Origin of the sequence: Peribacillus sp. NJ11 (genome assembly GCF_030348405.1) — a bacterium.
Classification (GTDB): Bacteria; Bacillota; Bacilli; order Bacillales; family DSM-1321; genus Peribacillus.
In genome coordinates, this window is the sequence record NZ_JAUCFO010000001.1 from 5,390,862 (window position 1) to 5,416,090 (window position 25,229).

General features: G+C 38.8%; 30 protein-coding genes. 11 read left to right on the forward strand and 19 right to left on the reverse strand.

Features of this window, described 5'->3' with window-relative positions:
- Positions 1-211: 211 nt before the first annotated feature.
- The 6 genes from QUF86_RS26340 to QUF86_RS26365 form a co-directional block, all read right to left on the reverse strand.
- Complete coding sequence (locus tag QUF86_RS26340) at positions 212-1,477, reverse strand: M48 family metallopeptidase (protein ID WP_289336122.1); 1,266 nt, start codon at positions 1,475-1,477, stop codon at positions 212-214.
- A 594-nt stretch (positions 1,478-2,071) separates the two neighbouring features.
- Positions 2,072-2,737 carry a response regulator transcription factor gene (locus QUF86_RS26345; RefSeq protein WP_289336123.1) on the reverse strand — a complete coding sequence of 222 codons (666 nt, stop codon included), beginning with the start codon at positions 2,735-2,737 and terminating at the stop codon, positions 2,072-2,074.
- Positions 2,738-2,941: 204 nt separating this feature from the next.
- Positions 2,942-3,469 carry an HD domain-containing protein gene (locus QUF86_RS26350; RefSeq protein WP_289317526.1) on the reverse strand — a complete coding sequence of 176 codons (528 nt, stop codon included), beginning with the start codon at positions 3,467-3,469 and terminating at the stop codon, positions 2,942-2,944.
- 179 nt (positions 3,470-3,648) lie between these two features.
- On the reverse strand, positions 3,649-5,193 hold the full coding sequence (locus QUF86_RS26355) for a fatty acid--CoA ligase family protein (RefSeq protein ID WP_289336124.1): 1,545 nt from the start codon (positions 5,191-5,193) through the stop codon (positions 3,649-3,651).
- 179 nt (positions 5,194-5,372) lie between these two features.
- Entirely contained in the window at positions 5,373-6,362 is a 990-nt protein-coding gene (gene lplA / locus QUF86_RS26360) for a lipoate--protein ligase (protein ID WP_289336125.1), read from the reverse strand.
- A gap of 45 nt (positions 6,363-6,407) precedes the next feature.
- Positions 6,408-7,142: an MBL fold metallo-hydrolase gene (locus QUF86_RS26365; protein WP_289317529.1), complete on the reverse strand. Its 735-nt coding sequence runs from the start codon at positions 7,140-7,142 to the stop codon at positions 6,408-6,410.
- A gap of 172 nt (positions 7,143-7,314) precedes the next feature.
- Here QUF86_RS26365 and yhfH point away from each other — a divergent pair, with 172 nt between their 5' ends.
- Positions 7,315-7,443, forward strand: a complete 129-nt coding sequence (yhfH, locus tag QUF86_RS26370; protein WP_065310849.1) for a protein YhfH — start codon at positions 7,315-7,317, stop codon at positions 7,441-7,443.
- A gap of 154 nt (positions 7,444-7,597) precedes the next feature.
- Here yhfH and QUF86_RS26375 read toward each other — a convergent pair whose 3' ends face one another.
- The 3 genes from QUF86_RS26375 to hemE all read right to left on the reverse strand — a co-directional run bounded on the left by QUF86_RS26375 (position 7,598) and on the right by hemE (position 10,489).
- On the reverse strand, positions 7,598-8,173 hold the full coding sequence (locus tag QUF86_RS26375; protein WP_289317530.1) for a TetR/AcrR family transcriptional regulator: 576 nt from the start codon (positions 8,171-8,173) through the stop codon (positions 7,598-7,600).
- 258 nt (positions 8,174-8,431) lie between these two features.
- Entirely contained in the window at positions 8,432-9,367 is a 936-nt protein-coding gene (hemH, locus tag QUF86_RS26380) for a ferrochelatase (protein ID WP_289336126.1), read from the reverse strand.
- Positions 9,368-9,445: 78 nt separating this feature from the next.
- Entirely contained in the window at positions 9,446-10,489 is a 1,044-nt protein-coding gene (hemE, locus tag QUF86_RS26385) for a uroporphyrinogen decarboxylase (RefSeq protein ID WP_289336127.1), read from the reverse strand.
- Positions 10,490-10,759: 270 nt separating this feature from the next.
- Here hemE and QUF86_RS26390 point away from each other — a divergent pair, with 270 nt between their 5' ends.
- Positions 10,760-11,275 (forward strand): antibiotic biosynthesis monooxygenase family protein, encoded by a 516-nt coding sequence (locus QUF86_RS26390; RefSeq protein ID WP_289324063.1) that lies wholly within the window; start codon positions 10,760-10,762, stop codon positions 11,273-11,275.
- A 185-nt stretch (positions 11,276-11,460) separates the two neighbouring features.
- Here QUF86_RS26390 and QUF86_RS26395 read toward each other — a convergent pair whose 3' ends face one another.
- Entirely contained in the window at positions 11,461-12,084 is a 624-nt protein-coding gene (locus QUF86_RS26395; RefSeq protein ID WP_289336128.1) for a phosphatase PAP2 family protein, read from the reverse strand.
- A gap of 93 nt (positions 12,085-12,177) precedes the next feature.
- Between QUF86_RS26395 and QUF86_RS26400 the strand changes: the two genes are divergently transcribed.
- Positions 12,178-13,389: a M20 family metallopeptidase gene (locus QUF86_RS26400; RefSeq protein ID WP_289336129.1), complete on the forward strand. Its 1,212-nt coding sequence runs from the start codon at positions 12,178-12,180 to the stop codon at positions 13,387-13,389.
- A gap of 28 nt (positions 13,390-13,417) precedes the next feature.
- Here the strand turns inward: QUF86_RS26400 and QUF86_RS26405 are convergent, their stop codons facing one another.
- The 3 genes from QUF86_RS26405 to QUF86_RS26415 form a co-directional block, all read right to left on the reverse strand.
- A complete protein-coding gene (locus QUF86_RS26405) occupies positions 13,418-14,122 on the reverse strand; it encodes an EcsC family protein (protein WP_289324060.1) in 705 nt (234 codons plus the stop codon).
- A gap of 105 nt (positions 14,123-14,227) precedes the next feature.
- The gene (locus QUF86_RS26410) at positions 14,228-15,436 is read right to left on the reverse strand and encodes an ABC transporter permease (RefSeq protein WP_289317537.1); all 1,209 of its coding nucleotides are present in this window, start codon (positions 15,434-15,436) and stop codon (positions 14,228-14,230) included.
- Positions 15,429-16,172 (reverse strand): ABC transporter ATP-binding protein, encoded by a 744-nt coding sequence (locus tag QUF86_RS26415; protein WP_289317538.1) that lies wholly within the window; start codon positions 16,170-16,172, stop codon positions 15,429-15,431. Before QUF86_RS26415 ends, QUF86_RS26410 begins: the two co-directional genes overlap by 8 nt.
- Positions 16,173-16,838: 666 nt before the next feature.
- Between QUF86_RS26415 and QUF86_RS26420 the strand changes: the two genes are divergently transcribed.
- The 3 genes from QUF86_RS26420 to QUF86_RS26430 all read left to right on the forward strand — a co-directional run bounded on the left by QUF86_RS26420 (position 16,839) and on the right by QUF86_RS26430 (position 19,262).
- Entirely contained in the window at positions 16,839-17,261 is a 423-nt protein-coding gene (locus QUF86_RS26420; RefSeq protein WP_289317539.1) for an HIT family protein, read from the forward strand.
- A 252-nt stretch (positions 17,262-17,513) separates the two neighbouring features.
- The gene (serC, locus tag QUF86_RS26425; RefSeq protein ID WP_289336130.1) at positions 17,514-18,617 is read left to right on the forward strand and encodes a 3-phosphoserine/phosphohydroxythreonine transaminase; all 1,104 of its coding nucleotides are present in this window, start codon (positions 17,514-17,516) and stop codon (positions 18,615-18,617) included.
- 126 nt (positions 18,618-18,743) lie between these two features.
- The gene (locus QUF86_RS26430; protein WP_289317541.1) at positions 18,744-19,262 is read left to right on the forward strand and encodes a tryptophan transporter; all 519 of its coding nucleotides are present in this window, start codon (positions 18,744-18,746) and stop codon (positions 19,260-19,262) included.
- A 100-nt stretch (positions 19,263-19,362) separates the two neighbouring features.
- Here the strand turns inward: QUF86_RS26430 and yhzF are convergent, their stop codons facing one another.
- On the reverse strand, positions 19,363-19,566 hold the full coding sequence (yhzF, locus tag QUF86_RS29010; protein WP_483313667.1) for a membrane protein YhzF: 204 nt from the start codon (positions 19,564-19,566) through the stop codon (positions 19,363-19,365).
- A gap of 291 nt (positions 19,567-19,857) precedes the next feature.
- Between yhzF and QUF86_RS26435 the strand changes: the two genes are divergently transcribed.
- Both QUF86_RS26435 and QUF86_RS26440 read left to right on the forward strand, forming a co-directional pair.
- The gene (locus QUF86_RS26435) at positions 19,858-20,220 is read left to right on the forward strand and encodes a YtxH domain-containing protein (protein ID WP_289336131.1); all 363 of its coding nucleotides are present in this window, start codon (positions 19,858-19,860) and stop codon (positions 20,218-20,220) included.
- Positions 20,221-20,409: 189 nt separating this feature from the next.
- On the forward strand, positions 20,410-20,988 hold the full coding sequence (locus QUF86_RS26440; protein WP_289317543.1) for an HTH-type transcriptional regulator Hpr: 579 nt from the start codon (positions 20,410-20,412) through the stop codon (positions 20,986-20,988).
- 2 nt (positions 20,989-20,990) lie between these two features.
- Here the strand turns inward: QUF86_RS26440 and QUF86_RS26445 are convergent, their stop codons facing one another.
- The gene (locus QUF86_RS26445; RefSeq protein WP_289317544.1) at positions 20,991-21,317 is read right to left on the reverse strand and encodes a DUF1878 family protein; all 327 of its coding nucleotides are present in this window, start codon (positions 21,315-21,317) and stop codon (positions 20,991-20,993) included.
- A 394-nt stretch (positions 21,318-21,711) separates the two neighbouring features.
- Here QUF86_RS26445 and QUF86_RS28775 point away from each other — a divergent pair, with 394 nt between their 5' ends.
- Together QUF86_RS28775 and QUF86_RS26450 are read left to right on the forward strand one after the other, a co-directional pair.
- A complete protein-coding gene (locus QUF86_RS28775) occupies positions 21,712-22,098 on the forward strand; it encodes a DUF3267 domain-containing protein (RefSeq protein ID WP_353957710.1) in 387 nt (128 codons plus the stop codon).
- 108 nt (positions 22,099-22,206) lie between these two features.
- Positions 22,207-22,389 carry a hypothetical protein gene (locus tag QUF86_RS26450; RefSeq protein ID WP_034314696.1) on the forward strand — a complete coding sequence of 61 codons (183 nt, stop codon included), beginning with the start codon at positions 22,207-22,209 and terminating at the stop codon, positions 22,387-22,389.
- 112 nt (positions 22,390-22,501) lie between these two features.
- Here the strand turns inward: QUF86_RS26450 and QUF86_RS26455 are convergent, their stop codons facing one another.
- A complete protein-coding gene (locus QUF86_RS26455; RefSeq protein WP_076367288.1) occupies positions 22,502-22,585 on the reverse strand; it encodes a YjcZ family sporulation protein in 84 nt (27 codons plus the stop codon).
- Between the two features lie 185 nt (positions 22,586-22,770).
- Positions 22,771-22,854 carry a YjcZ family sporulation protein gene (locus QUF86_RS26460; RefSeq protein WP_285767821.1) on the reverse strand — a complete coding sequence of 28 codons (84 nt, stop codon included), beginning with the start codon at positions 22,852-22,854 and terminating at the stop codon, positions 22,771-22,773.
- Positions 22,855-23,053: 199 nt separating this feature from the next.
- On the opposite strand from QUF86_RS26460, the gene QUF86_RS26465 reads away from it, so the two are divergent.
- Complete coding sequence (locus QUF86_RS26465) at positions 23,054-23,920, forward strand: peptidylprolyl isomerase (RefSeq protein ID WP_289336132.1); 867 nt, start codon at positions 23,054-23,056, stop codon at positions 23,918-23,920.
- A 55-nt stretch (positions 23,921-23,975) separates the two neighbouring features.
- Here QUF86_RS26465 and QUF86_RS26470 read toward each other — a convergent pair whose 3' ends face one another.
- Both QUF86_RS26470 and yhaM read right to left on the reverse strand, forming a co-directional pair.
- Entirely contained in the window at positions 23,976-24,158 is a 183-nt protein-coding gene (locus QUF86_RS26470) for a sporulation YhaL family protein (protein WP_053344914.1), read from the reverse strand.
- Positions 24,159-24,257: 99 nt separating this feature from the next.
- Complete coding sequence (gene yhaM / locus QUF86_RS26475) at positions 24,258-25,196, reverse strand: 3'-5' exoribonuclease YhaM (protein ID WP_289336133.1); 939 nt, start codon at positions 25,194-25,196, stop codon at positions 24,258-24,260.
- Positions 25,197-25,229: the final 33 nt, after the last annotated feature.

Genomic DNA, 25,229 nt, shown 5'->3' on the forward strand with positions numbered 1-25,229 from the left:
TTTGCATTTCTTTAGAATTCGAATTCAAATATTCTTTAAGGACCTTTTCGATATTATCGCCATGTTCCCTTGAATCGGGTTCTGAGCTTTTTAAAGAAACCCATATATCTATTCTGGTTCAGGGTTAATAGAATATCCAGTCAAAGTAATTTTGTAATCCTTTTTACCGATTAATTCATCAGTAATAGAATCTAGAATCATCATCCATCTTTCAATCACCCTTTGTATCTGCATTTTCAACAGTGGAAATCCGCTCGAGCATGGTTGGATGGGAATACCGTAGCCATTTTACCAGGAATGGTGGATTGACCTGACTCAAACCCGACCTTGTGAGTTCCTGGAAAGTGGTGATTGCTGATTCTTTATCCCCGGTCATTTCGATGGCATAACGGTCAGCCCTTGTTTCTTGATATCTGGAAACATAATTGGACACCGGGCTGGAAGCAAACAACAGCACAGACGTTATTAAGAAAAATAATGGAAGAGAAGCGATGCTGTCAACCGTACGCACCTTTAACAGGTGGCCCCAGCGCCTTATGATATAATTCATGATTTTCGATGTCAGCCATAAGCCGATTAAAGTCATTCCTAAATATCCTGCAATCCCTATATAAATGTGCTTTTCAACATAATGAGCCATTTCATGTGCCATGATAAAAAGGATTTCATCTTCCTTTAGTTTATTGAGGGTCGTATCCCAAAGGACTATCCTTGAGTTGGAACCTATGCCGTTCACGTATGCGTTTAAGGCATTTGTCTTTTCCGCCATATTTACTTCATATACGTGATCGGCCGGAATTTCAGCCTGTGAGGCAAGTGCCAATATTTCCGTTTCCAGCTCTTTATTTTTGAGCGGATAGAATTCATTATACAGCGGATCAATCAAAACAGGCTGAACAAACATAAGAAACAAGGTAAATGGAATGGACAACATCCAAGCATAGAGCCACCACTTCTTCACACTTTTCTTCATTAACCAATATAAGACGGAAACGATGATGAACATCAACCCAAAATTCACCCAAAATTCGATGACTCCATCCTTCATCCACGAGGTGAAACTTTGTGTACTGATATGGTAACTTTTACTCATCCGGTAACCAATGAAGCTGATTGGAAATAGTGCCAGGTAAGAAATTACAGAAAGCCAGAATAAGTAAATGCCTGTTTGGATCACTTTCCGTTTCGATACCGTCATGGAAGACTTTTCAAATGCTTTTGAAAAACCAAATAATAAAATGAAGAAATACAGCAGCCATTCATATGGTGTAGAAACGAAAAAAATAAAATTCCTCAGACCTGAATACTCTTCGCTAAGTTTTAGTTCCCTTGCATTCAAAAATGTTGCAGGGTCTGCTGCAGTACCACGCAATGCTTCGGGAATGGAAGTATCTGCCCCATAAAAAATATACCAATACATCACTGCTGCATAAAAGATATATAATAGAATCGCTCTTCCTGCCCATTTTCTAACCATGATGCCCCTCCTTATAACGAAACTCCCTCTTATTAGTTTAATCCAAAATGGACAGGTTAGAACTGCATTTCTCCCTTCTATATTATTTATTCCATAAATATTCAAACAATCTCGATCATTTTGTCTGGTTTTAATCCTTCTTTTGTTTTATCAACTTTCAATTATTAGTATTGCACAGAATCCCGTCAGTCAAAAATGCACTCATGAAACTACGGTCCGGCTTTGGAATTCGGGTATGTTCAAATGCAGAAGATAAGGGATGAACTGAGGTGGAATTTTCCAATCACATTCGATTCGGAAAAGAACAGCGGAAGGAGTGGATGCATATGCAGAGACAGTTAAAATAAAACGGATGGCTAGGAGGTATTACGAGGAACAGTTAAAGATATGAAAAGGCTCATTGACCAATTTGAATTCCTTTTTCGAGATTCAGGCACCGGCGAATTCATCTATCCTACCGCCACCTTGTTGCCCGATGATAAAAATCATGTCATCATCAAAGTATTTGGAATGGTTTAAATATAATTCCTATAAAGAATCGGGTGTATAAGGCCATTATGAAAAATCTATGAAAGGAGCGAAGGGCTTAAATAGTCACCCCTTCATGCTGCTATTTTGAAAACTATACAAAAGTGCCATAAGCTCAGGGCGATTACTAACATTCAGTTTTCTGTAAATGCGGCTGATATAGTTTTTTACCGTGCCGATGGATAGAAAAAGTGTTTTTGAAATTTGCTGATTCGTCTGGCCTTCGTTGAGTAGAATAAGCAGTTCATACTCGCGTTTAGAAAAGGCCCCTAATTTTTCAATTGCCTTATCCAAAGATACTGGTGATTTTTCAACACCATCCTGCTGCAGCTTCTTCATTAGAAAAGATTTGAATGAGGCAGGATAGACTATTTGACCATTGGCACATTGACGGATTGCCGACACCACTTGTTTCATTCCACTATCCTGTAACACATAACCTGCTGCACCATGGCATATTGCTTCGATAAGATAGTGGTCTTCTGAACAGGCAGTAAGAATGACGAAAGGAATGGATGGGTGTCTTTCCTTTAAGATTGGCATTACTTCCTGTCCATACTTCCCTGATGACTGGACATCAAGAAGAATGACATCAACTGATACTGTATAATCAAGATCAAGAAATTCCATTTCATTCCCCGTTGTTCCTATGACCTTAATGTCTTCTTCTTTTTCGATGATTCCCTTTAGCCCCCCTTTGCCACCATATATCATTAGCTTAATCGACTTCATAACTTCACCTGTTCTTTTCATTATTTGTTAATAATCCGATGATTTTTATAATTGCGGCCACCACGAATAGTTCTATTGGTCTATATATTACATCATTAATTCACTTGATAACAATATAAATGAAATAAATTCAAAAGCAAAATTTAAACTGTAAAATATGCTTTAAAAAAGTGCACGGTAAAAAGGCTATCTACCTGTTTGCCTTCAGGAAGATAGCCTTTTTCTTTGTTCCTCGTCTATGAGTGTATCAAGTTTCATGATGCTTTCCTTTGCCCGGAGAAAATCAATTTTACGGTAATGGTGTTTTCCACCTTCTTCTTCATCTTTTTCGTCGGCCCATTTGACGACCTGCTGAAGCGGTGTTCGAATAATATCATTTGAAGGTAAAAACGAATCGGTGTGAAATAAAATGGCGAGGGAAATTGTCTTTGCCTTTATCGGGTTCTCTCCCAAACGGATTAATAGTTTATGTGCTCGTTCTGCACCTTTAATGGGATGGATATCATTTTGTTTGTACAGATCATAATCCCATTTACCGTTGCGATACCAGGTAAAATGACCCATATCATGCAAAAGTCCAGCTTTAGCTGCAATATCAGGGTCTATCTTATATTCGTTTGCTAGGTGAAACGAATGGTATGCTACCGCAATCGCATGAGCCAGACCTGAACGGTTCAAGTATTTTTGAGCAATGGGATGTGTAAAAATATCTAAAAGCTTTACATCTCTCATCTAACCCCTCCTTACAATTATGTGGAAATTTTTAATGACAATCATAACTCTTTTCGAAACAAGAATCAAGGTTTTAAGCTTCCCCTCCTGATATATTTTATGCAGCCTGATACACTTTGTTTGTACAAAAAAGGACCATTGCAGGTTATAGGCAATGGTCCCCTCATGATCAACCAATTTCAGTTTTGTATTACATGTTTTTTTAAGGAACGCCGTAAAATTTTACCAGTTGTATTTTTTGGAAGTTCATCCAAAAACTCAATTTTTGCCGGAACCTTATACTTAGCCAAGTGTTCCATGCAATAGGCAAGTAATTCTTCCTCGGTCAATGCATTGTTTTTCTTTACCACGAAGCAATGAACCACTTCTCCCTGATTTGGATCCGGGATGCCTATGGCTGCTGCCTCGACTACTTCAGGATGGGCGTACAGAACCTCCTCCACTTCACGTGGGTAGACATTATAACCCCCGACGATGATTAGTTCCTTTTTACGATCTACGATGAAAAAATACCCTTCATCATCCATCCTCGCTAAATCGCCTGTATACAACCAGCCATTTTTCAAGACTGCCGCCGACTCTTCAGGCATTTTATAATACCCCTTCATTACATTCGGACCCCTGACAATCAATTCTCCTACCCCATTGATCGGCACTTCTTCACCAAGCTCATTGACCACTTTGTTTTCCACCCCAAGGATCGAGGTTCCGATGGATCCCGCCTTCCTTGGACGATCCAAAGGGTTGAAGCAGGTAACGGGAGATGCTTCGGATAAACCATACCCTTCCGAAACACTGACATTAAATTTCCGCTCGAATGATTCAAGCAGTGACACTGGCATGGCGGATCCACCTGAAATGCATATGCGCAACGACTTCAGATCGTCTTCTTTCGCATCGGGAAATTGGAAAAGAAAATTGTACATCGTTGGCACCCCAGCAAAAACGGTTGCATCATATTTTTTGATTTGCCTGAATATTTCCTTTGGACTGAATTGCGGGACAATTAAAAGCGTACCTCCGCTCATCAATGGGGCATTAACAACTACCGTTAAACTGAACACGTGGAACATTGGTAATGTCGTAATGACACGGTCACTTTCCGTGATTTTCAAATAATCACCAACATCATGAGCATTGGAGAATATATTGGCATGTGTGAGCATGGCCCCCTTCGGTTTCCCCGTTGTCCCTGAAGTGTAGAGTATGATTGCCGTAGCATCAGGATCCAGGTCAGGACCTTTAAAACCGGCATGCCCCTTTTCGACCATTTTTGCAAACGATTTCATTTTTGGGTAGATGTTAAATTTGCTAATATCCCCATTATCCGGCTGCGTTTCACAAATCACATACTGTTCTACGCTTGAGAGGATCGGGTTCATTTTCTCGAATAAGGGTACAAGCTTATCTAAAGTCACGACGACCTTTACATCGCCATTATTCAGGATGTAACCAATCTCATCAGGTGTGTAAATTGGATTTACGGGAATTACGGTCGCCCCTGCTCGCAAAGCTCCATACAACGAAATGATGAAATGTGGAGAATTGCCTAATACCAGCGCAACATTATCACCTTTTGAAACACCAAGCCTATGTAATTCGTCTGCAAACTTTGTAACGGCCATATCCAATTCCCCATATGAGGTGGATTGATCCATAAAATAATAAGCTGGCTTATCGGCCTTTCTTAAAGCCGTTTGATGAAGCTGTTCAGATAAATTCATCGTTCTCCCTCCCCTGTAAATAGCATGAATGAACAGTCATTCATTTTTATAAAAGACTAAATACATTTTTATTATATTAAAAGAATACGTTTACAGCAACAATTTTATCCATATTCAAGCAATTACTGTCATTATTAGACACAAAAGCCGTCCTATTAAATCGGGACGGCTTTTCAGGCTTAATATATTAAAGCCAATATTTCTTCTTTCGTTACATTGCCAAAATAATGCCGAACATCTATCTCATCTAGTACACTGCTGATGGCTTCCTTTTCATAGCGTATTCCAGTAAGCTTTTGTTCAATATCCGCAACCTCTCCGACCCCGAAGAAGTCACCGTAGATTTTACAATTCTCAATGATTCCCCTGTTCACTTCAAGACGGATATCAACAGAGCCCACCGCGAATCTATGTGAGTTTTGCAAGTTGAATTTAGGCGATTTTCCGTAGTTCCACTCCCAGTTTTGATACCTTTCTTCCGAGATTTTATGAATTTCCTCCCAATCGGCCTCCGTTAAAACATACTCTGTAACTTTGCCGCTACCTTTGAATATATTTTGCAGAAGGAATGAACGGAATTCTTCAACAGACATCGGTTCTTTTAAGAAATCAGCGATATTACCGACACGGCTTCTTATCGATTTAATTCCCTTGGACTCGATTTTATCCTTTTTCACTTTTAAGGCGGATACAATGTGATCCATTTCTGATTGAAACAACAATGTCCCGTGACTGAACATTCTGCCCTTCGTTGAAAACATCGCGTTGCCGGAGATTTTCTTTCCTTCGGCCAGGATATCATTACGTCCGCTTAATTCAGCATGTATTCCAAGTTTCTCAAGCGTTTCCACGACAGGCTGGGTGAACTTCTTGAAATTATGGAAGCTATCTCCATCATCTTTCGTAATGAAACTGAAATTGAGATTTCCTAGGTCATGATAAACAGCCCCGCCCCCTGAAAGGCGGCGAACTACTGTAATGCCATTTCCCTCTACATAATCGGCATTGATTTCTTCAATCGTATTTTGATTCCTTCCAATGATGATTGAAGGGCGATTTATGTAAAATAGGAGATAGGTTTCATCTATATTTAAATGTTTAAGCGCATATTCTTCAATGGCCAGATTAATTCTCGGATCTGTAATTCCCTTATTATCAATAAAAAGCACAGTTGTTCCTCCTTGTAGAGTCCCTTCATTACCCTAATGTTTCATTTATAGTTGGAATTCGAGATTGGTTTTAGCTACAGCTATTTCCCTTTTGAATACCTCGGATGCTTCTTTTTTCAGTTGATCAAGATCCCCATAATGAGGAAGATGAGTTAACAGCAAAAGCTGGACGTCGGCCTTGGCTGCTAGCATGCCCGCTTCTCTAGCCGTCATATGCCCCGCCTTTGAACCATCCATATCACTGTAAAAGTTACTTTCACACAATAAAACATTTGCGTCTTTAGCGAAATCTGCTAACTCATCCATATAAGAACTGTCACCTGTATAAACAATCGAATGATTTTCAGCTTCAATCCTCATAGCAAAACAAGGGACTGGATGTTTTGTTTTCATGAACGTAAATTTACACGGTCCTATGGTTAAGGGTTCATCAGCAGAGTAGGCTATGCCCTTTGTCACGTCTTTATAAGTTAACTTTCCAAATTCGGCTTGGTCTAAATCATGACCATAAATAGGTATGGTCCTTTTTTCGCTGCCCAATAACTGCTGTATGAGCGCAGCGTGCTGCAGGACACCAATATCCGCAACATGATCCGGATGATAGTGGGATAATACAACTGCACCTAGGTCCTCCGGCTTCATATGATTTTGCAGCTGTGATAGAACACCACTGCCACAATCAAGCAGAATGCGAAAATCTTCATATTCAAGCAAATAGCCAGAACTTGCCTCATTTTTAGCTGGATATCCGCCCCAGCAGCCAATTACGGTGATTTTCATGCTTAGGCACTCCTTTTTTCTCTCAATGACTTCCCCATTAATATAAACTATTCTTTCCCTCATTTCACCTTTTTTACTTATGTTATAAAACATCGATTGACAATCTATATCTGTTATAATACAATGGAGTTATAGAAAAGCGAATAACAAAAAAATTCAGGAGATGATGTTCATGATTCAAAGTAGCGTTGAGTTCTTTAAAAACCTGCCTCCGAAACAATGCACGGAATGCGGAAAAAAAATTGAAGAACAGCACGAATGTTATGGAAACCACTGTGATCATTGCCTTTCTGGAGAGTAGTAGTAATGTGTTTCACCATCCTCTGCGGCAGGATGATCCCATATAAAGTTCGGTTTAACAGCTGAAAACAATATAAAGAAGAGATACCGATCATCGGTATCTCTTCTTTTGGTTTTTTACGATTCATTGCATTCCAGCCAAAAAAATAGAATTATCACGGAGCGGATAATCCTTTGAATAAATATATTTTAAATAGTTCAGCAATTTCATCTTTCTCTAATGGGGCATGGTTCCTTTCCCAATCAAAAATGAGGGCAAGGTACATCTTTAACATCAGGAAAGCTGTTATCTCTGGATCGCAAGGCTTTATATAGCCCTTATCAATCGCTATTTTAAGTTTGTCCTTAATGTAAGATACGACAGCTTCTTCCATTTCATTAACCATTTCCTGAACGGCCGGCGTACCAATTTCCCGCTCTTCCTGAAAAAGCTTTAAAGATAACTGATGCTCCTGCCTGAACTCCAGGATTCGATAAACGGCCCGATGCAGGTTTTCAAAAAAGGAGAGCTGATCATCCAAAGATTGTTCCGCCTCATATTTCATTTCCTCTATCATCCGCTGAACGATTTCTCTAAACAGCTCTTCTTTATTTTTATAAAAGGTATAAATGGTCCCTTTTCCCACATTGGCAATTTTAGCGACTTGATCCATCGTCGTTGCCTTATATCCAAAAAGTGAAAACGACTTGGTCGCGGCTTCTAAAATTAATTTTTTACGATCAACAGACATTTCCCACCTCAATCCTGACCAAACGGACAAAACAGTCATTATGTTCAAAAATATCATACCAAAAATATTCAGTCTTTTCAATTTAATTTTAAATTTTCTAGAGAAATAATGGCCATCCTCATTACTGGACAGCCACCTTTTCGAAAATTGGGTATTTAATTTTCCACAGTAAAAACAAAAGTGCCGCTTATTCAGATGTATAGCATGAAAATATGTAGAGGCACATTACAGAATGGTTAAACTGAATATCCCATATAACTATTTTTCCTGTAATCTGTTTAAAATGATTGTGGCCACAGCATCGATGAATTCAGGTTTAACATTGGGCATATCCGGCCTGTAGTAAGCTGCACCAATATCTTCCGTCACAACCTTACATTCATAATCGTTATCATAAAGGACTTCAAGATGCTCGGCCACGAAGCCTACAGGAATATAAATGAAAGCTTTATACCCTTTTGCTTGATGAAGATCTCTGGTTAAATCCTGTACATCCGGCCCAAGCCATGGTTCAGGTGTTTGTCCAGCGCTTTGCCAGCCTACTGCATAATTGGTGACACCCGCGCCTTCAGCAATCATGTCTGCAGTTTCTTTCAATTGATTTGGATACGGATCTCCAGATTGCAAGATTTTCTCAGGGAGACTATGTGCAGAAACGATCAAAGCGAAATTATCGCGTTCTTCCGAGGTCATTTTCCCGATTACACCTTTTACTTGATCTACCCAATATTGAATGAATTTCGGCTCATCATACCAGCTTTCAACAGAAGTGATGGTCATGTCACCCAATTTAGCGGCTTCATCCTGTGCACGTCCATTATAAGACTTCACGCTGAATGTTGAAAAATGCGGTGCCAATACTATACTGACAGCTTCTTTGATTCCATCATCATGCATTTGTTTCACTGCGTCTTCAACAAAAGGTTCAATATGTTTCAGTCCCAGATATGCCTTGAATTCAATTTCTTCCTGAACGGAATTCAATTGCTTTTCAAGGGCTTCAGCTTGTCCCGCCGTTATTTTTGCAAGCGGGGATAATCCACCGATCGCTTCATATCTGCCTTTTAGATCGGCAATCAATTCGTCGCTTGGTCGTCTCCCATGACGAATATGTGTATAATATCTTTCAATATCCGCTTCAGTGTACGGAGTACCATAAGCCATGACTAGAAGGCCCATTTTTTTTCTTGACATGAAATTACACCTCTTTTAAAGATTTCGTTCTTTTATTGTGCATCCAATTAAGGATTTTTAGCACATGGTTCGTTCACCTTACTTCATTTTTGATGAATATTCATGAATGAAAGCGGTCAGTCTCTTCAGTGTTTCCGGATTTACGGAAGGGAAAACCCCATGTCCAAGGTTAAAGATGTAGCCATCCTGTTCCATGCCCTGATCCAGGATCCTTTTCGTCCGTTCTTCTATAACATCCCATGATGATAATAGCAGTGCAGGATCAAGGTTACCTTGAACCGTTTTCTGTATTCCCATTTGTCTTGCTTCTGTAATCGGAAGTCTCCAATCCAGACCGACTACATCAATCGGAAGGTCATTCCATTCCAGTGCCAAGTGACTAGCACCGACCCCAAACATGATTAGTGGTACATTTTCTTCACGTAATGAAGAAAAGATACGAGTCATGATTGGCTTGATGAATACGCGGTAATCCTCAACGTTCAATGCACCCACCCATGAATCAAAAATTTGGACGGCTTTAACGCCAGCCTTAATTTGGGACTTGACATAGATGATGATCATATCCGCTAACTTATCCATTAAAGCAAACCAGGCCACTGGCTCGGAATACATGAATGCTTTCGTCTTATTGTAGTTTTTGGAAGGGCCGCCTTCAATCATGTATGAAGCAATGGTGAATGGTGCACCGGAAAAACCAATCAAAGGAACGGACAATTGCTCCGTGGTCAATAATTTAATCGTGTCCAACACATAAGGGATGTCTTCATCTGGGTTCAATTCACCCAATTTTTCAACATCCTTTACTGATTTGATCGGATTGGAAATTACTGGACCGATTCCCGACTTAATCTCGACATCGACACCAATGGCTGGTAGCGGTGTCATTATATCTTTATATAAAATCGCAGCGTCTACATCATATTGCTCAACTGGCAATCTAGTCACATAAGCGCATAATTCCGGCTGATGAGTGATCTCGAATAGGGAGTACTTCTCTTTCAGTTTACGGTATTCCGGCTGTGAACGGCCAGCCTGACGCATATACCAAACAGGCACATGATCCGTTTTCTCTCCTCTCGCAGCTTTTAAAAATGTATCATTCGTAATTTCCTTAGACATTAATATCCACCTTTCAAGCAATCACGTTTCTATTTTCATTCATACTTACCTAGAATATCAGAAGGATGTTGAATTTCAAATCGAATCTCCTTAAACTATAGCTTTTTATATAATAGAAGTATAGCCAACCTATATATTTGTCAGAAAATCGACGTTTTTATAAAAATCTTACCGGTTTCCAAGCCCAATGGTTTGATTGGAAATGGTAAAAGCACGATTCATTGGGTAAAATGGGTATACAGGTACTATATAGAAATTGGAGGGGAATTTATGAATGTATTCATCACATCAGGCACTTACGATTTTTTGAAAATCAAAAAAGATAAGCACCCGAATGAAAAAATATTACTTATGCAAAACCCTGACACTACAGTCCTTTTACATGAAACATCAGGTAAAACGATCTTTAGCTCGCCCCGTAAATATGAAGTAGTCGATGGGAAAGGAAACCTTCAAGATCATGGCTATGTAGTCATGAACAATATCCCTGTCAGTGAAGAAGGACGACCGGTATTCGAACATCGTTTTAAAAACAGGGCCGGATTCATAGAAAATGAACCAGGTTTCGTCGCCCTTCGTGTCCTGCGGCCCATCAACTCTGAAACTTATGTAATCTTAACGATTTGGGAGAAACAAGCTGATTTTCTGAACTGGAAGAACTCCAGTTCCTTTCAAAAAGCGCATAACAGCGACTCCAAAGCTCCAGTTACGAATTCCAGCCAGAAGATGTTTTCAGGTGAAGCCTATGTAACGCAGTATACATTGGTGAAGGATTCCGAAGAATGATCCATTCCTGCTCAATAAAAGGCCCATCCTCTCAAGGATGGGCCTCTTTGAAATAATCGCAATCCAGATCGTTATTTTTGGACAGCCAAAAATTTATATAAACCTATCCCAATCCGACAAATTCCTTCTTTATTTCCGGGGAAATGCAACGGATATATACATATATTTCATCTATGAATCCTTTTTCAAATGATTCTCCTCCTAAGTAACTTATACAAATTAAACAAGGTTAAACTATATGCGACTCCTAATGCATAACCTGCCAAGATATCAGTTGGAAAATGAACGTTCATAGCGATCCGGCTGACCCCTATTAGCAGAACCAGACAAACGAAACCTATTCCCACTACCCATTTCAATGAGTTTCCCTTAACTTCTTTTATGATGAAATAAGTAACCATACTAAAAAAAATAAGGCCGACCATTGCATGGCCGCTTGGAAAACTGAAGCCACCTGCCTCCATCAAATGATTTTCAGGCCGCATTCTTTGAATATGATTTTTTATCCACCTGTTTAAAACATCGCCCCCAGACACTCCGATAGAGAAGACGGCCATGGTCAAATAATCCTTCTTTATTACCCATAAATATAGGACACATAGTAAGCTTCCAAAACCAATGACTTTGGATTTCCCAAGATATGTGATGAATTTGAAGAAAGTGAATGAAAAAGTATTCTCACTCACGGCAAAAAGTTCTGCAATATATGTATCGAACGCTAAAGTCTTCTCACTCTGGACTTCATGCATCAAAAAAAAGAATAGCAACAAGCAAAGCAAAACCACAACGATCCAGGAATATTTAATCATAGATATAACTCTCCTCGAGGTATTTAATTTACTTTTGATTATTCTGAATATGATATACTATTTACAATTAAACCAATCATTGGGAGGTGCAAAATGATACATCGATTACACAAACTTCTAGATGGTTCATATGAAGAAATGGTTTCCATCAGGCGTTATCTTCATCAACATCCTGAACTTTCTTTTCAAGAAACCCAAACAGCGGCCTTCATCGCTGAATATTATGAAAAACTCGGAATCGAACATCAGACAAATGTAGGCGGTAATGGTGTTATTGCCAAGATTACAGGCAGTAAGCCTGGTAAAACGGTAGCATTGCGTGCTGATTTCGACGCCTTGCCCATTCAAGATGAAAAAGAAGTTTCCTATAAATCTTCCGTACCCGGGGTAATGCATGCGTGTGGACACGATGGCCATACAGCGACTCTCCTCGTCCTTGCAAAAAACCTTAATGAACTGAAGGATGAGCTGGAAGGTCAATATATATTTATCCACCAGCATGCTGAAGAATATGCTCCAGGTGGCGCCAAACCGATGATCGAGGCCGGCTGCCTTGATGGGGTGGATGTAATTTTTGGCACCCATTTATGGGCTACAGCCCCTACCGGAACGGTCCAATACGCTTATGGACCTCTTATGGCTGCAGCTGACCGATTTGAGATCATCATTCAAGGCCAGGGTGGACATGGAGCCCAGCCGCATAAAACCCGCGATGCAATCGTAGTCGGCTCCCAGCTAGTCATGGCACTACAGCAAATCGTAAGCCGACGCCTTAACCCAATAGATTCTGCAGTTATTACCGTCGGTTCCTTTGTAGCCGATAATGCATTTAACGTCATTGCAGATAAGGCTAAAATAATCGGGACCGTCCGTACTTTCAAGGAAGATGTCCGTTCATTTATAAGCGAGGAAATAGAGCGTATTGTTAAAGGAACCTGCCTAGCTGCAAACTGCACCTATGAATATCAATACATTCAAGGTTATCCAGCTGTTATCCCACACGATGAGGAAACTACATTCCTCATCGAAAGCACTGAGTCCATCGAGGAAGTTCTGGTTACAGAGGAAATTGACCCGGATATGACAGGTGAAGATTTTTCTTATTATTTACAAAATGTGAAAGGTACATTCTTCTTTACAGGGGCCAGGCCAAAAAATGAACATACATATCCGCATCATCATCCTTTGTTTGACATCGATGAAAAAGCGATGCTCATTGCAGCCAAAATTTTGGGAACGGCAGCTGTAACCTATCATAATAAGGAACAACCATCTCCAAAGGTGAATGAATCTTTATTGCGGTAATGGTAAAGGGACGGGTTTTCGCCGTCCCTTACTCTTTGAGCAGTCTGATTCGGTAACAATTGACAGCAGTCTCCCCAAGCTGTTCCAGCAAATGATGGTTTGCATATGCACCGACAGCCGCCCCAAATCCCGGGACGAGTTGGAACATTTTGATGACATCGATGTGATCACGATATTCCTGCTGAAATTCTTGCCAGTCTATTTCCGGTAAATTCCCCGAATCCCATTTTTCTATTACCCTTAATGTTTCCAGCTTTTTTTCCTCGCTTGAAAACGCCATCTGGAAGATATGGAGAATGAACAGGCGTTCCTCATAATTATTTGGATCGAAACCGTATAAACGGGATATTTCGAATAATAACTTCATCTTGATGCTTAGCAGTAAAGGAAAATCAGCCAATCCGATTAAAAGCCCTGCCGCTCCGGTTCCCACACCTTCTATAACGGCGGTTTTCCGATATGCCGTTACAGTTTCCGCAACCCATTCTTCTTTTTGCTGCAAGGATAGAAGCACTACATTTTTTTCTTTAGACATATATTTCGAACCGGATAATACTGCCTCTATCATCCCTTTAATACTATCAGTAATCATTTTATGCACTCGGGCTGGAATATAACTGTTCATTTTGTTTTGCGCCTTTTTGGACATCCGCTCAAACCTGCCCGATTTCTTAGCTACTTTCTTTTTCCATGTTACTAGTTCCAATAATGCCTTTTGCTCATATTCATCCATCTTTTAACACCTCCGTTAAATATGTATATACCCCTTTAAAGGCTTTTATTTTCAATTTTCATTACTTAAAAGAAAAAGCTGATTTTTTGAAAAATCAGCTCCTGCTTAAAAGTTTTTAATTTTCTTTGTTGCATAATTTTTAAAACCGAATAAGAAAACAAGACCCATTGCCAGAGCCGCTAAAGCGGACATCCATTCCCCTTTCACTAGCAGGACCATGCAAAAGACCAGGTCCTCAAATAATAGGAAATAGGAAATTAGCTTTATGACTGCAGATTCTCTCATTTTTGCTGGCAATGGATACAGTGAGACCCACACTTTCCATTCATGAGCCTTCCAAACAGGCAGCAGTTGAAGGGCTGTCATGAATAGGAACATGAAAGTCACAATCAAATGTGCCCATATATTAGTGAATACACTTAAAATCACGGAACCAATGATAGTTAAACGAAAACAAAGGCCCACATAATCATTGGATCGCAGCAAAGTACGGGCGTATAGATAGGTATAAGTTGATTTTTCACCATACGGAATGAAGGATAAAAGCCAGTCCATCCATTTCCTTCTTGCTACCTTCCCTTTCAAATGTGGAACATCAGTAAACATGTTCGCTATTCGATAAAAAGAATTCATCCGTTTGTTTTCCAGTTCAACCAGTCGTTCCCACTTCAACACAAAACCTTTAGTTGCGCTTCTGTAATACATGTAAAGCCCTAACAATAATAAAATGGTTATAAGTGCAAACAGGATATTTGCCCTTGAACAGATGAAATAGAGCATCACTCCATTAAGTAAAAAGCGGATGATAGAGTCCCAATGGCTCACTGATGGATCCTGATATTTCAATACCTGCCAGCGCATGGTTAAATTCAAAAACTTCAAAATAAGCAAAACAACCAGGATGATCCCAAAGTCTTTACCGCCTGCACCCGTAACCTTTGTATACATCGGGATAAATGCAATTAGGACAACCAACAGGATAAAGCCCTGCATGACCCAACTTAATACCAATGAATTCTTGAAATAGCTTTTCAAATTCGTTTCAAGCGGAAGCAAGAATACCGTATCAGGTTCTTTCAAAAAAGTATTTATCGGGCTTCTGGTTACCAGGAGCGATAAAACAAAAGCCATGATCAATTCAGCCGGGAAATCACGGTCTAAAGTCTTCACCCAATCACTGTAATAATAAGCTAAACCACCAAGGACCAATACCATGACAAAAACCAGATGGCCGTTAAAAATATAGCGAAGATATTTTTGCGTTTCATTTATATAGCCTAAATATCTTTCCTTCCAGAGATTTTGACTATTCATGTCCAATTTCTTCTTTCGTCAATTGAATATATAAATCGTCAAGAGTTGCCCCCGGCATGGAAAATTGTTCACGAAGCTGCTCAAGATTGCCTTTTGCGCGAATCTCTCCATTATGCAGGATGATGAAGGAATCACAATACCGCTCGGCTGTTGCCAGTATGTGGGTGGACATTAAAATTCCCGCTCCACTCTCTTTCATTTTCCTCATCAAATCAAGCAAGGATTGAATGCCTAATGGATCAAGACCCACAAAGGGTTCGTCGACGATATATAAAGACGGCTGTACTAAAAAGGCGCACATTATCATGACCTTTTGCTTCATTCCTTTTGAAAAATGGGCCGGAAACCATTTGAGTCTTTTCTCCATATGGAATTCCTTTAACAGAGCGTCCATCCTTTCTTTATAGGTCGCTTCCGCCAAACCATGAGCCATGGCCGTCAGCCTTAAATGCTCCTCGAGTGTCAGCTCATCATATAAGATTGGTGTTTCTGGAACATAAGTGAATTGTTTACGATATGTATCCGGGTCTTGGGCCAGTGTTTTACCATGAATCGAGACACTTCCGCCTTTTGGCTCCATGAGACCGATGATATGTTTGATCGTCGTACTTTTCCCAGCCCCATTAAGCCCGATTAACCCTACTAACTCATTTGGTTGAATGTCGAAACTTATTCCTTTTAAAACGGGCGTTTTCGTATATCCGCCCACTAATTGCTTGATTTCCAATAAGGACATATAAACGATCCTTTCTATATAGAGGTTCTTATTTCCATTTTAGCAAATTCTCCTGCTTTTATATAGTCGAGTGTTCCCGGACTAAAATTTCCATAAATAACTAATTATAATTTTCCTGCTTAGTGGCCATCATAAATAAGGAAGAAGGGGTTAGTCATTACGTGTGATTCACATCATATTGTAAATGAGGTGTCAGTTAAAGACGTATTACACTGAAATGCCCAAAAGTTTTATTACAAATGATTTACATCATATTTGTAAATGAGGTGTCAGTTAAAGACGTATAACTGAATTAAAAACCAGAAGCTTCATTTAAAAAAATCGTTTCGAGCAAGGAGATGGTTCTCTTGCACGTAAAAGCAGAAAAATCATTCAATAATTATCAATTATGCTTTGAAAGTTGATGAAACTTTAAAGATATAGGAGATGGTTGCTTTGAATGGAAAATCTCTAAACAGATAATAACCATATTTTACTCCAATGTAGATGAGGTGTTTGTCGCAGAGAATTTATGCTAATGCGAATTTTTGAAGCAAAACCCCCTTTTTCGAACAGGCAGGGTGCAACTTAATGTTGCATCCTGTTTTTATGATTTTTCCTTTTCCCAAGGATTCATGCTATGGTACGATTAACCAAATACATTAACTTCTAAAAGGAGCGTTTTAAATGAGTGATTGCATTTTTTGCAAGATAATCGATGGGGAAATTCCAAGTACCAAAGTTTTCGAAAATGAACATGTACTGGCCTTTCTCGATATCAGTCAAGTAACAAAAGGCCATACCCTGGTAATTCCTAAAGTACATAAGGAAAATCTTTATGAGTTAACACCTGAAATAGCCAAGAATCTTTTTGAAGTGGTGCCGGAAATTGCCCGCGCCGTGAAACAGGAATTCCAACCTGTAGGCCTGAATCTTTTAAATAATAATGGTGAAGCCGCAGGACAGTCCGTTTTCCATTTTCACATGCATTTAATTCCGCGACATGGAGAAGGTGACGGCTTTGGGGCTGTTTGGAAAACGAATACCAGCGACTATACACCTGATGACCTGAAACAAATCGCTGACTCCATTGCCCAGCATTTAAAATGAGACGGGAATAGTAAGGTTTTTAGCCCCTTCCTTTCATATACTTTATAGTCCAGCAACTGAACTTTTTCCAAGTGCTGGTTGTACGAAATACAATTGGTCCTCACTCAAAGTGCAGGACCTTTTACTTTGGCCATCATTAAAATGAATTGTCACTTAAAATTCTTAATTTTCCTCCTATTGAATTTAGTTTTCTGGTAGGATATATGAATAGTCTCAAATACTTTATCACATAGTCGTATAGGAGGAAAAAAATTGAAACGTGCACGCAATTTTAACGCTGGGCCAGCCGCCCTTCCCTTAGAAGTTTTACAAAGAGCCCAAAACGAATGGCTGAATATTGAGGATTCCGGCATGTCCGTCATGGAATTAAGCCATAGAAGTTCGGAATTTGAAAAAATTCATAACCATGCCATTCAATCATTAAAAGACCTTATGGAAATTCCTGAAAATTATGAAGTTCTTCTGCTGCAAGGAGGAGCAAGCCTGCAATTTTCCATGATTCCAATGAACATTTTGAATGATGGAAAAGGAGCAGATTATGTTCTCACTGGTTCTTGGTCGGAAAAAGCATTAAAAGAAGCCAAGAAGGTAGGTAAAACGTCAGTTGTAGCTTCATCCAAAGATGAAAAATATACGTTCATCCCTAAAGTCGAAGACATTGAATTGAATGATGATGCTGCATATCTTCATATCACAAGCAATAATACGATTTACGGAACGCAATGGAAGGATTTCCCCGAAACAGGCAACGTTCCTTTAGTAGCTGATATGTCAAGTGATATTCTCAGCAAAAAAATTGATATCAGTAAATTCGGAATCATATATGCAGGTGCACAAAAGAATCTAGGACCATCGGGAATCACAGTCGTTATCATCCGTAAAGATTTAATAACGGATAATGAAACAATCCCATCCATGATGAACTATTCTATCCATTCAAAAAATAATTCTTTATACAACACCCCTCCGACATTGGCCATTTACTTATTGTCCCTTGTGTTGGATTGGGCAAAAGAACAGGGCGGCGTGGAAAAAATTGCTGAAATCAATGAAGAAAAGGCAAAAGTCATTTACGATGCGATCGACGGCAGCGATGGTTTTTATAAAGGCCATGCCTTACCGGACAGCCGTTCATTAATGAATGTAACTTTCACGCTTCCGTCTGAAGAAGCTGAAGTTCAATTCCTTAAAGAAGTGAAGCAAGCCGGATTCGTAGGACTGAACGGTCACCGTTCCATCGGTGGCTGCAGAGCATCCATCTATAATGCTGTCCCTCTATCCCATTGCCAGGACCTTGCCGATTTCATGAAGAAATTCCAGGAATCGTATAAAGCGCAGGAAGCTAAAATCCTTTAATTCGAACAAATATAACTTCTAAAAAAATAGGTCTTATGATATACTGTTTTAAACTTCTTGCAACAGGCAATAGTGCATTGTTGAAGAAAAGATGTTAGTTGAGATGAGAATAGGAGAGATGAGTAAATGAAAACGAAAACCCTTGTGTCACTGTCCCTATTAATCGGGATTGGGGCTGCCCTGCATTTTATCGTTCCTGGATTCTTCCTTGGAATGAAACCGGATATGATGCTGTTGATGATGTTTTTGGCGATTGCACTGTTTCCCGCGAAGAAAAATGTATTCATTGTTGCCTTGGCTGCTGGAGCCATCTCTGCCATGACAACTACATTTCCTGGAGGACAGATTCCAAATATCATAGACAAATTGGCAACAGCCTTTCTTTTTTACCTTTTATTCATCAGTCTTAAGAAGTTTTCAACATCCGTTGTCACCGTTAGTATTTTGACTGCCGTAGGAACAATCATTTCCGGCGCTGTCTTCCTTGGTTCGGCTTATTATATCGTTTCCCTTCCAGGTCCTTTCGTTGCACTTTTCGGCGCTGTTGTACTTCCTGCCGTACTGCTAAATACAGTTGCGATGGTCATTATTTATCCAATTGTGAACGGCATCGTAAGAAAATCTAATATACCCATTAATGCTTAAGCAGCAGGATCATCATACTTAAAAAAGCACCGGAATGTCCGGTGCTTTTTTTTTCCAATCTTATGAATCTGGGATTCTAGTCAGACTCATCCTCCAAGGGTCAATGAATCAATATCAACATAAACCAAATGAAAAGCAGTAAAACCCCGGGAAGACCCATAGCGAAGGCTCTAGCCTGGAGCACCCTCTTTGGCGGATAGATGCCCGGAGTTTTCGCCTTCCTTAGAAAATACCCCATTCCGCACAGGCATATAAGGCCTAATAAAAAAATGATTTTCATTATTAACCCACCAGTGCCATCCATGTTCCGACAGCTTGTTTTTACTATCTATATGCCGCTCTTTCCTTTATATGAAGCATTTTGAATAAAGCTTCAAGTTATTTTTAAATATTATATATTTACTATATAAGTTTAAAAAAATATTTTTGTGATATAAAGATAAAATGGTCGATATGCTTCCATAAGAATGAAAATTATGGTATTTTGATATCAATAGTATTTCTATCCCTATTTATCATAATTTCCAATTGATTTTTACAGCAGGGATTCCGACCATGTAAAGCGAAAACAATATTATAAAATGAGGTGATCCTAATGAAAGCAAAATCATTACTAATTGGCTTTTTAACCGGGACAGTCGTAGCAGGTGCAGCAACCTTACTTTCTACACCAAGTTCAGGTAAAGACTTACGGACTCGCATCAAAACGAATACGGACGAAATTAAGAATATAATTGATGAATTAAAGGTAAAAATGCTAAATATTAAAGATGACACGATGGAAGCTACAGAAATCAGCAAAGAAACGGTAAAAACCTTCATTTCGGATGTCCAGGTCGTCATCGAGAACTGGAAGCAGGAAATCGAACCCAATAAGAATGAATTATTGAAGAACGTTCAAGAAATTGAAAATTCATTAAAAGAATTGGAAACGGTCATTCCTGCTTCGAAAAATTAATAGCTGACATCATCACAAAAGCTTGATTCTCCATTTTTCCCAATAAATTACATGGTTTATTGGAGGAAAATGGAGAATTCCTTAAAAAAACTAAAATTTTCTAAAAATTTCGCAAATATTATCTTTATTAATTTTTATTTTATTGTCATAATAAATATATAGAATCTTATAAGTAGGTGAGCCCATAATATGCAGAATAAAAATTATTCTATGAAAGAAGCAATGATTTTTAGTCAACGAATTGCACAATTAAGCAAAGCATTATGGAAATCGATTGAAAAAGATTGGCAGCAATGGATTAAGCCCTATGATTTAAATATCAATGAGCACCATATTCTTTGGATTGCCTACCATCTTAATGGCTCTTCCATTTCAGATGTTGCAAAATTTGGGGTCATGCATGTTTCTACGGCATTTAACTTTTCAAAAAAATTAGAGGAACGCGGGTTTTTAACATTTTCAAAGAAAGAAAATGACAAAAGGAATACGTATATAAAAATCACCCCTGAAGGTGAAAAGCTTCTGCTTGATTTAATGGAGACATACGACCCAAGTAAGAACTCTGCTTTCTCAGGTGCACTTCCACTACGTGAGCTTTATGGGAAGTTTCCGGATATGATTGAAATGATGGCTGTCATCCGTAATATATACGGTGAAGATTTCATGCAAATCTTTGAACGATCCTTCGATAACATTGATCAGGAGTTTACTGACGTGGAGGGTAAAATCACCAAAAAAAAGATAGAGAAAGAAACTGAGCCAGTTTAATTTCACACTCTATCCATTTCCTTCATGAAAGATACATATAAACCTTGTGAGAGGCATGCATCAATGCAATCCTTTATGGTTATTTTGGGATTAATCTTTCTTTCAAATTGATTAAAAAGCGGTCGAAAGTTCATGTAACCTTCCGCTTTTTCTATTTCATAGCGTTTGCTCAAGATATCACATGTTTCCAATAATTCTTCCGCTTCCTTCTTCGTGAAATTTTTTTCCACAAATAGAAAGTCCAACTTGGCCTCCGGATTGCGTATCAAGTTTAATAAAAGCCGTTGATGAAAACGGAGTATTTCTATTTCTTCATTTATATTTTTCATACATCATTAATCCCCAATCAATCATTCAAATTTAACAAATAAGGCTTATAACCAATTTGATTTTCATGCTTAAGACCGCCCTGGTCCTTTGTTCAAAACCCGGCCTTAAACTCCTTTAGCATTCTTCCACACTAAAGTGATTTTTATCTTAAAACTAATCCAAGAATTCCATTGCTTTTTCCACCCATTCATCGTAATGTATGTAAGTATATTCAACGGTCTTTGGAGGGCTGATTTCGAAATGAATTCGTGGAAAACAATTGACGTGGCAAAACAATATGGGAATTGCCGCCTGATCTTCTTTTCAGTTTTTACTATATTGATGTCTTTTGTTCTGATCTATACATTATTAAGTGCCTTTTCATCCCATGTTGTTTTGTATGGCGATCAAACAATGGTATTTTTTAGCCTATTACTCTTATTATATCCTGTTCACAAACTATTACACTATTTACCTTTACGATTATTGTGTAAAAAAGTAAAAACTTCATGGTCCTTGAAGTGGAATCTTGTCCTTACATGCAAAGTCAATGTGCATTATCCGATTCGAAAGCACCTATATCTCTTGATTCTTGTGTTGCCTTTCTTCATTATGTCTGTCATATTGATTGGTTGTGCCCTTAGTTTTCCACATTACATCCATTATTTCACTATTTTATTATCCCTGCACACAGGATTATGCGTATCTGATTTTATTTATATAAAAAACCTGGTTGGTTCCCCAAGGCATTCTTTTATCGAGGAACACCTCGAAGGATACGATATACTTATTCAAAAGTGATTTCTTATCTATTCATAAAGATGCCTGATGAGATTTTTAGGTATCTTTTTTCATTATAATTTGGTATCGTATTTATACATGATGTTTTGCAAGGAGGGATTTTAGGTTTTGATCTCGTTCTGGTTTATTATTTTTGCTATTTTGATCCTTTATAATATTAATAGAATGACAAACTCTTTATGCATTCAAAAGGAAATTGCTGAAGACCGGCAGCCAAAAGTATTCAGGACCATTAATGTATTAATTACTATTATGTTATTATCCTCCTATATTGAAATTTTGTATACGTAGAGATGAGCAACAAATGATGGCCATCATTTGTTACATACATTGGTGATATCCGGCGCATTATCCACATAAAGAAAAAGGGCGAAGCTGATTGCTTCGCCTTTTGTTTATGAGTTTAACACCAAGAAGCTCCAATGATGATTAACAGGATGAAAAGAACGACAATTAGAGCAAAGCCTCCACCTATTCCTCCAGACATTGATCTTCCTCCTTTCCATTCTTAAGTAATGGTAATTTCATGCACACTCTTATATCCGCCAAAAGGAATCCATTCCTTTCATAGCTTGATAATCACTTCAATCTTTTTTGTTGAGCGGCTACCCTATCCTATTCAACTCCACGGCAAAAGGAGTGGGCTCTTTCCATTATTAATTTTGCAACCGATTAGCAGAAGGCTGCTCCTACAATTATTAATAAAATGAATAACACCACCAACAAAGCGAAACCTCCGTTAAATCCATTACTCATTATGCTACCTCCTTTTGATGTCCTCGATTTATCATATGTAATGGTTTATTATCTGGGTAGGCGTTCACCCATTTTTCAAAAAATTCTTATTCATACACCAATATATTATTTTTTGTAAAGTAACCAGAATATGTTATAGTTAATTTTGTGGAAATACGCAAAATAGCAAACCAGAAACTTAAAACTAGGAGTTGTTTTTATGAAGAAGTGGGCATTATCGATTGCTGTTACTGCAGGGCTGATTGGACTTACAGCATGCAACAGCGACAAGGAAGCAGTCGTGGAAACTAAAGCGGGAGATATATCCAAAGAAGAATTTTACAATGTAATGAAAGATCGTTATGGTGAAACCGTTCTTCAAGAACTTGTTTATGAAAAAGTTCTTTCTGAAAAATATACAGTGACGGATAAGGAAGTTAAAGCTAAAACCGACGAGCTTAAAGCACAAATGGGTGAAAATTTCGAAACGGCCTTGGCATCTTCCGGTTATAAGAGCGAAGATGATCTTAAACGTGCACTTAAAATCGGCATGCTTCAAGAAAAAGCAGCCGTTGCTGATATTAAAGTAAAAGAAGCTGACGTGAAAAAAGCTTATGAAGACTATAAACCACAAATCAAAGCGAGACATATTCTAGTAGAAGACCAAAAAACTGCTGACGAAGTTAAAGCTAAATTGGACAAAGGCGAAGACTTCGCTAAACTTGCAAAAGAATATTCAACAGACACAGGTACAGCTGAAAAAGGCGGAGAGCTAGGCTGGTTCGGTCAAGGTGAAATGGTTCCTGCATTTGAAGAACAAGCTTACAAAATGAAGAAAGATGAAATCAGCAAGCCGATTAAATCAGATTATGGCTTCCATATCATCCAACTTCTTGATACAAAAGAAAAAGAATCATACAAAGATATGAAAAAAGATCTTGAATATGATTTGAAAGTCGCTCAAATTGACCAAACAAAAGTTCAAGATATTTTGAACTCGGAAGTCAAAAAAGCGGACGTGAAGATTAAAGATAAAGATCTAAAAGATGCCCTCACTTCTGGTGACGCAACTCAAGCTGAAAAATAATTGGATAGTAAAAAGCGACAGGACTTTGGCCTGTCGCTTTTTTTCATCATACAAGCTATGCTCCCTGATTTATATCCTTTTTACGCCTCTCGCGCTCTTCCTCCATACGTTCAATGTACTTCTGACCTTCCTTCTCAATCCAAGCATCATCTATGAGGCGTTCCTGCCTAGCTGTCCAAATTGACATGACTGCACTGACAATTATTCCAATAAACACGAACCAGATCCAAATTGGCATGTCCATTCCCTCCCTAATAATCTACTATTCATTTACTAGAGAATATGCATGAACAAAAAAAATATGCTTCTTTCTCCGTCGGGAAAGAAGCATATTTGATTAAAATGTTGGTTTATAGAATGAACGATTATCGAGCGCGAAGACTCTCTCCGTAAATTCACCCGGTTTCACTTTTTCCAAGGCACGGTCCATCATGTTTATCTTGGCATCCATATTATCAATATAATGCAGCACTTCCGCTTCCCTCACCATTGGCGGTTTGGGACTGCCCCATTCCGCTTTACCATGGTGGCTTAATATCAAGTGCTTGAGAATCATGATTTCTTCTGCTTCAATGCCTAATTCCTCTGCTGCCTTACCGACTTCATTTACCATGATGGTGATATGCCCCAACAAGTTCCCTTCCACTGTATAAACAGTCGATACAGGCCCAGATAGCTCATGTACCTTACCAAGGTCATGCAGAATGACTCCTGCATACAAAAGATCCCTATTGAGCGAAGGATATAGGGTTGAAATGGCCTTAGCCAGCCCTAGCATCGATACAACGTGATAGGCGAGTCCAGACATATACTCATGATGGTTCTTGGTGGCAGCAGGAAACGTCAGGAATTCATTCTGATATTTTTTAATGAGATGCCTAGTCACCCTTTGGATATTCGGATTCCTCATTTCAAAAATGAATTGAGTGATGGTTTCCATCATTTCTTCCTGACTTAAAGGGGCCGTTTGAATTAAATCGGCTTTCGTGACGCCATCAGCATCTGAAGTAATTCTGATATTACGGATTTTCAATTGGCTGCGTCCTCGATAATTCTGGACTTCCCCTTGAACTTTCACCGTAGCTTCCGCACTGTATGTTTTCTCATCAGCCTCGGAAACATCCCATAGCTTTGCCTCGATCTCCCCGGTTTTATCACATAAAATCAATGTTAAAAACGGCTTTCCATTACTTGCAACCGCTTTTGTACTCGTTTTAATGTACATATATATATCTACTACTTCACCAATTCCGTAGTGTATGATCCCATTTCCCATGCGACTGCCTCCGTTCAATTAAATATCAACATT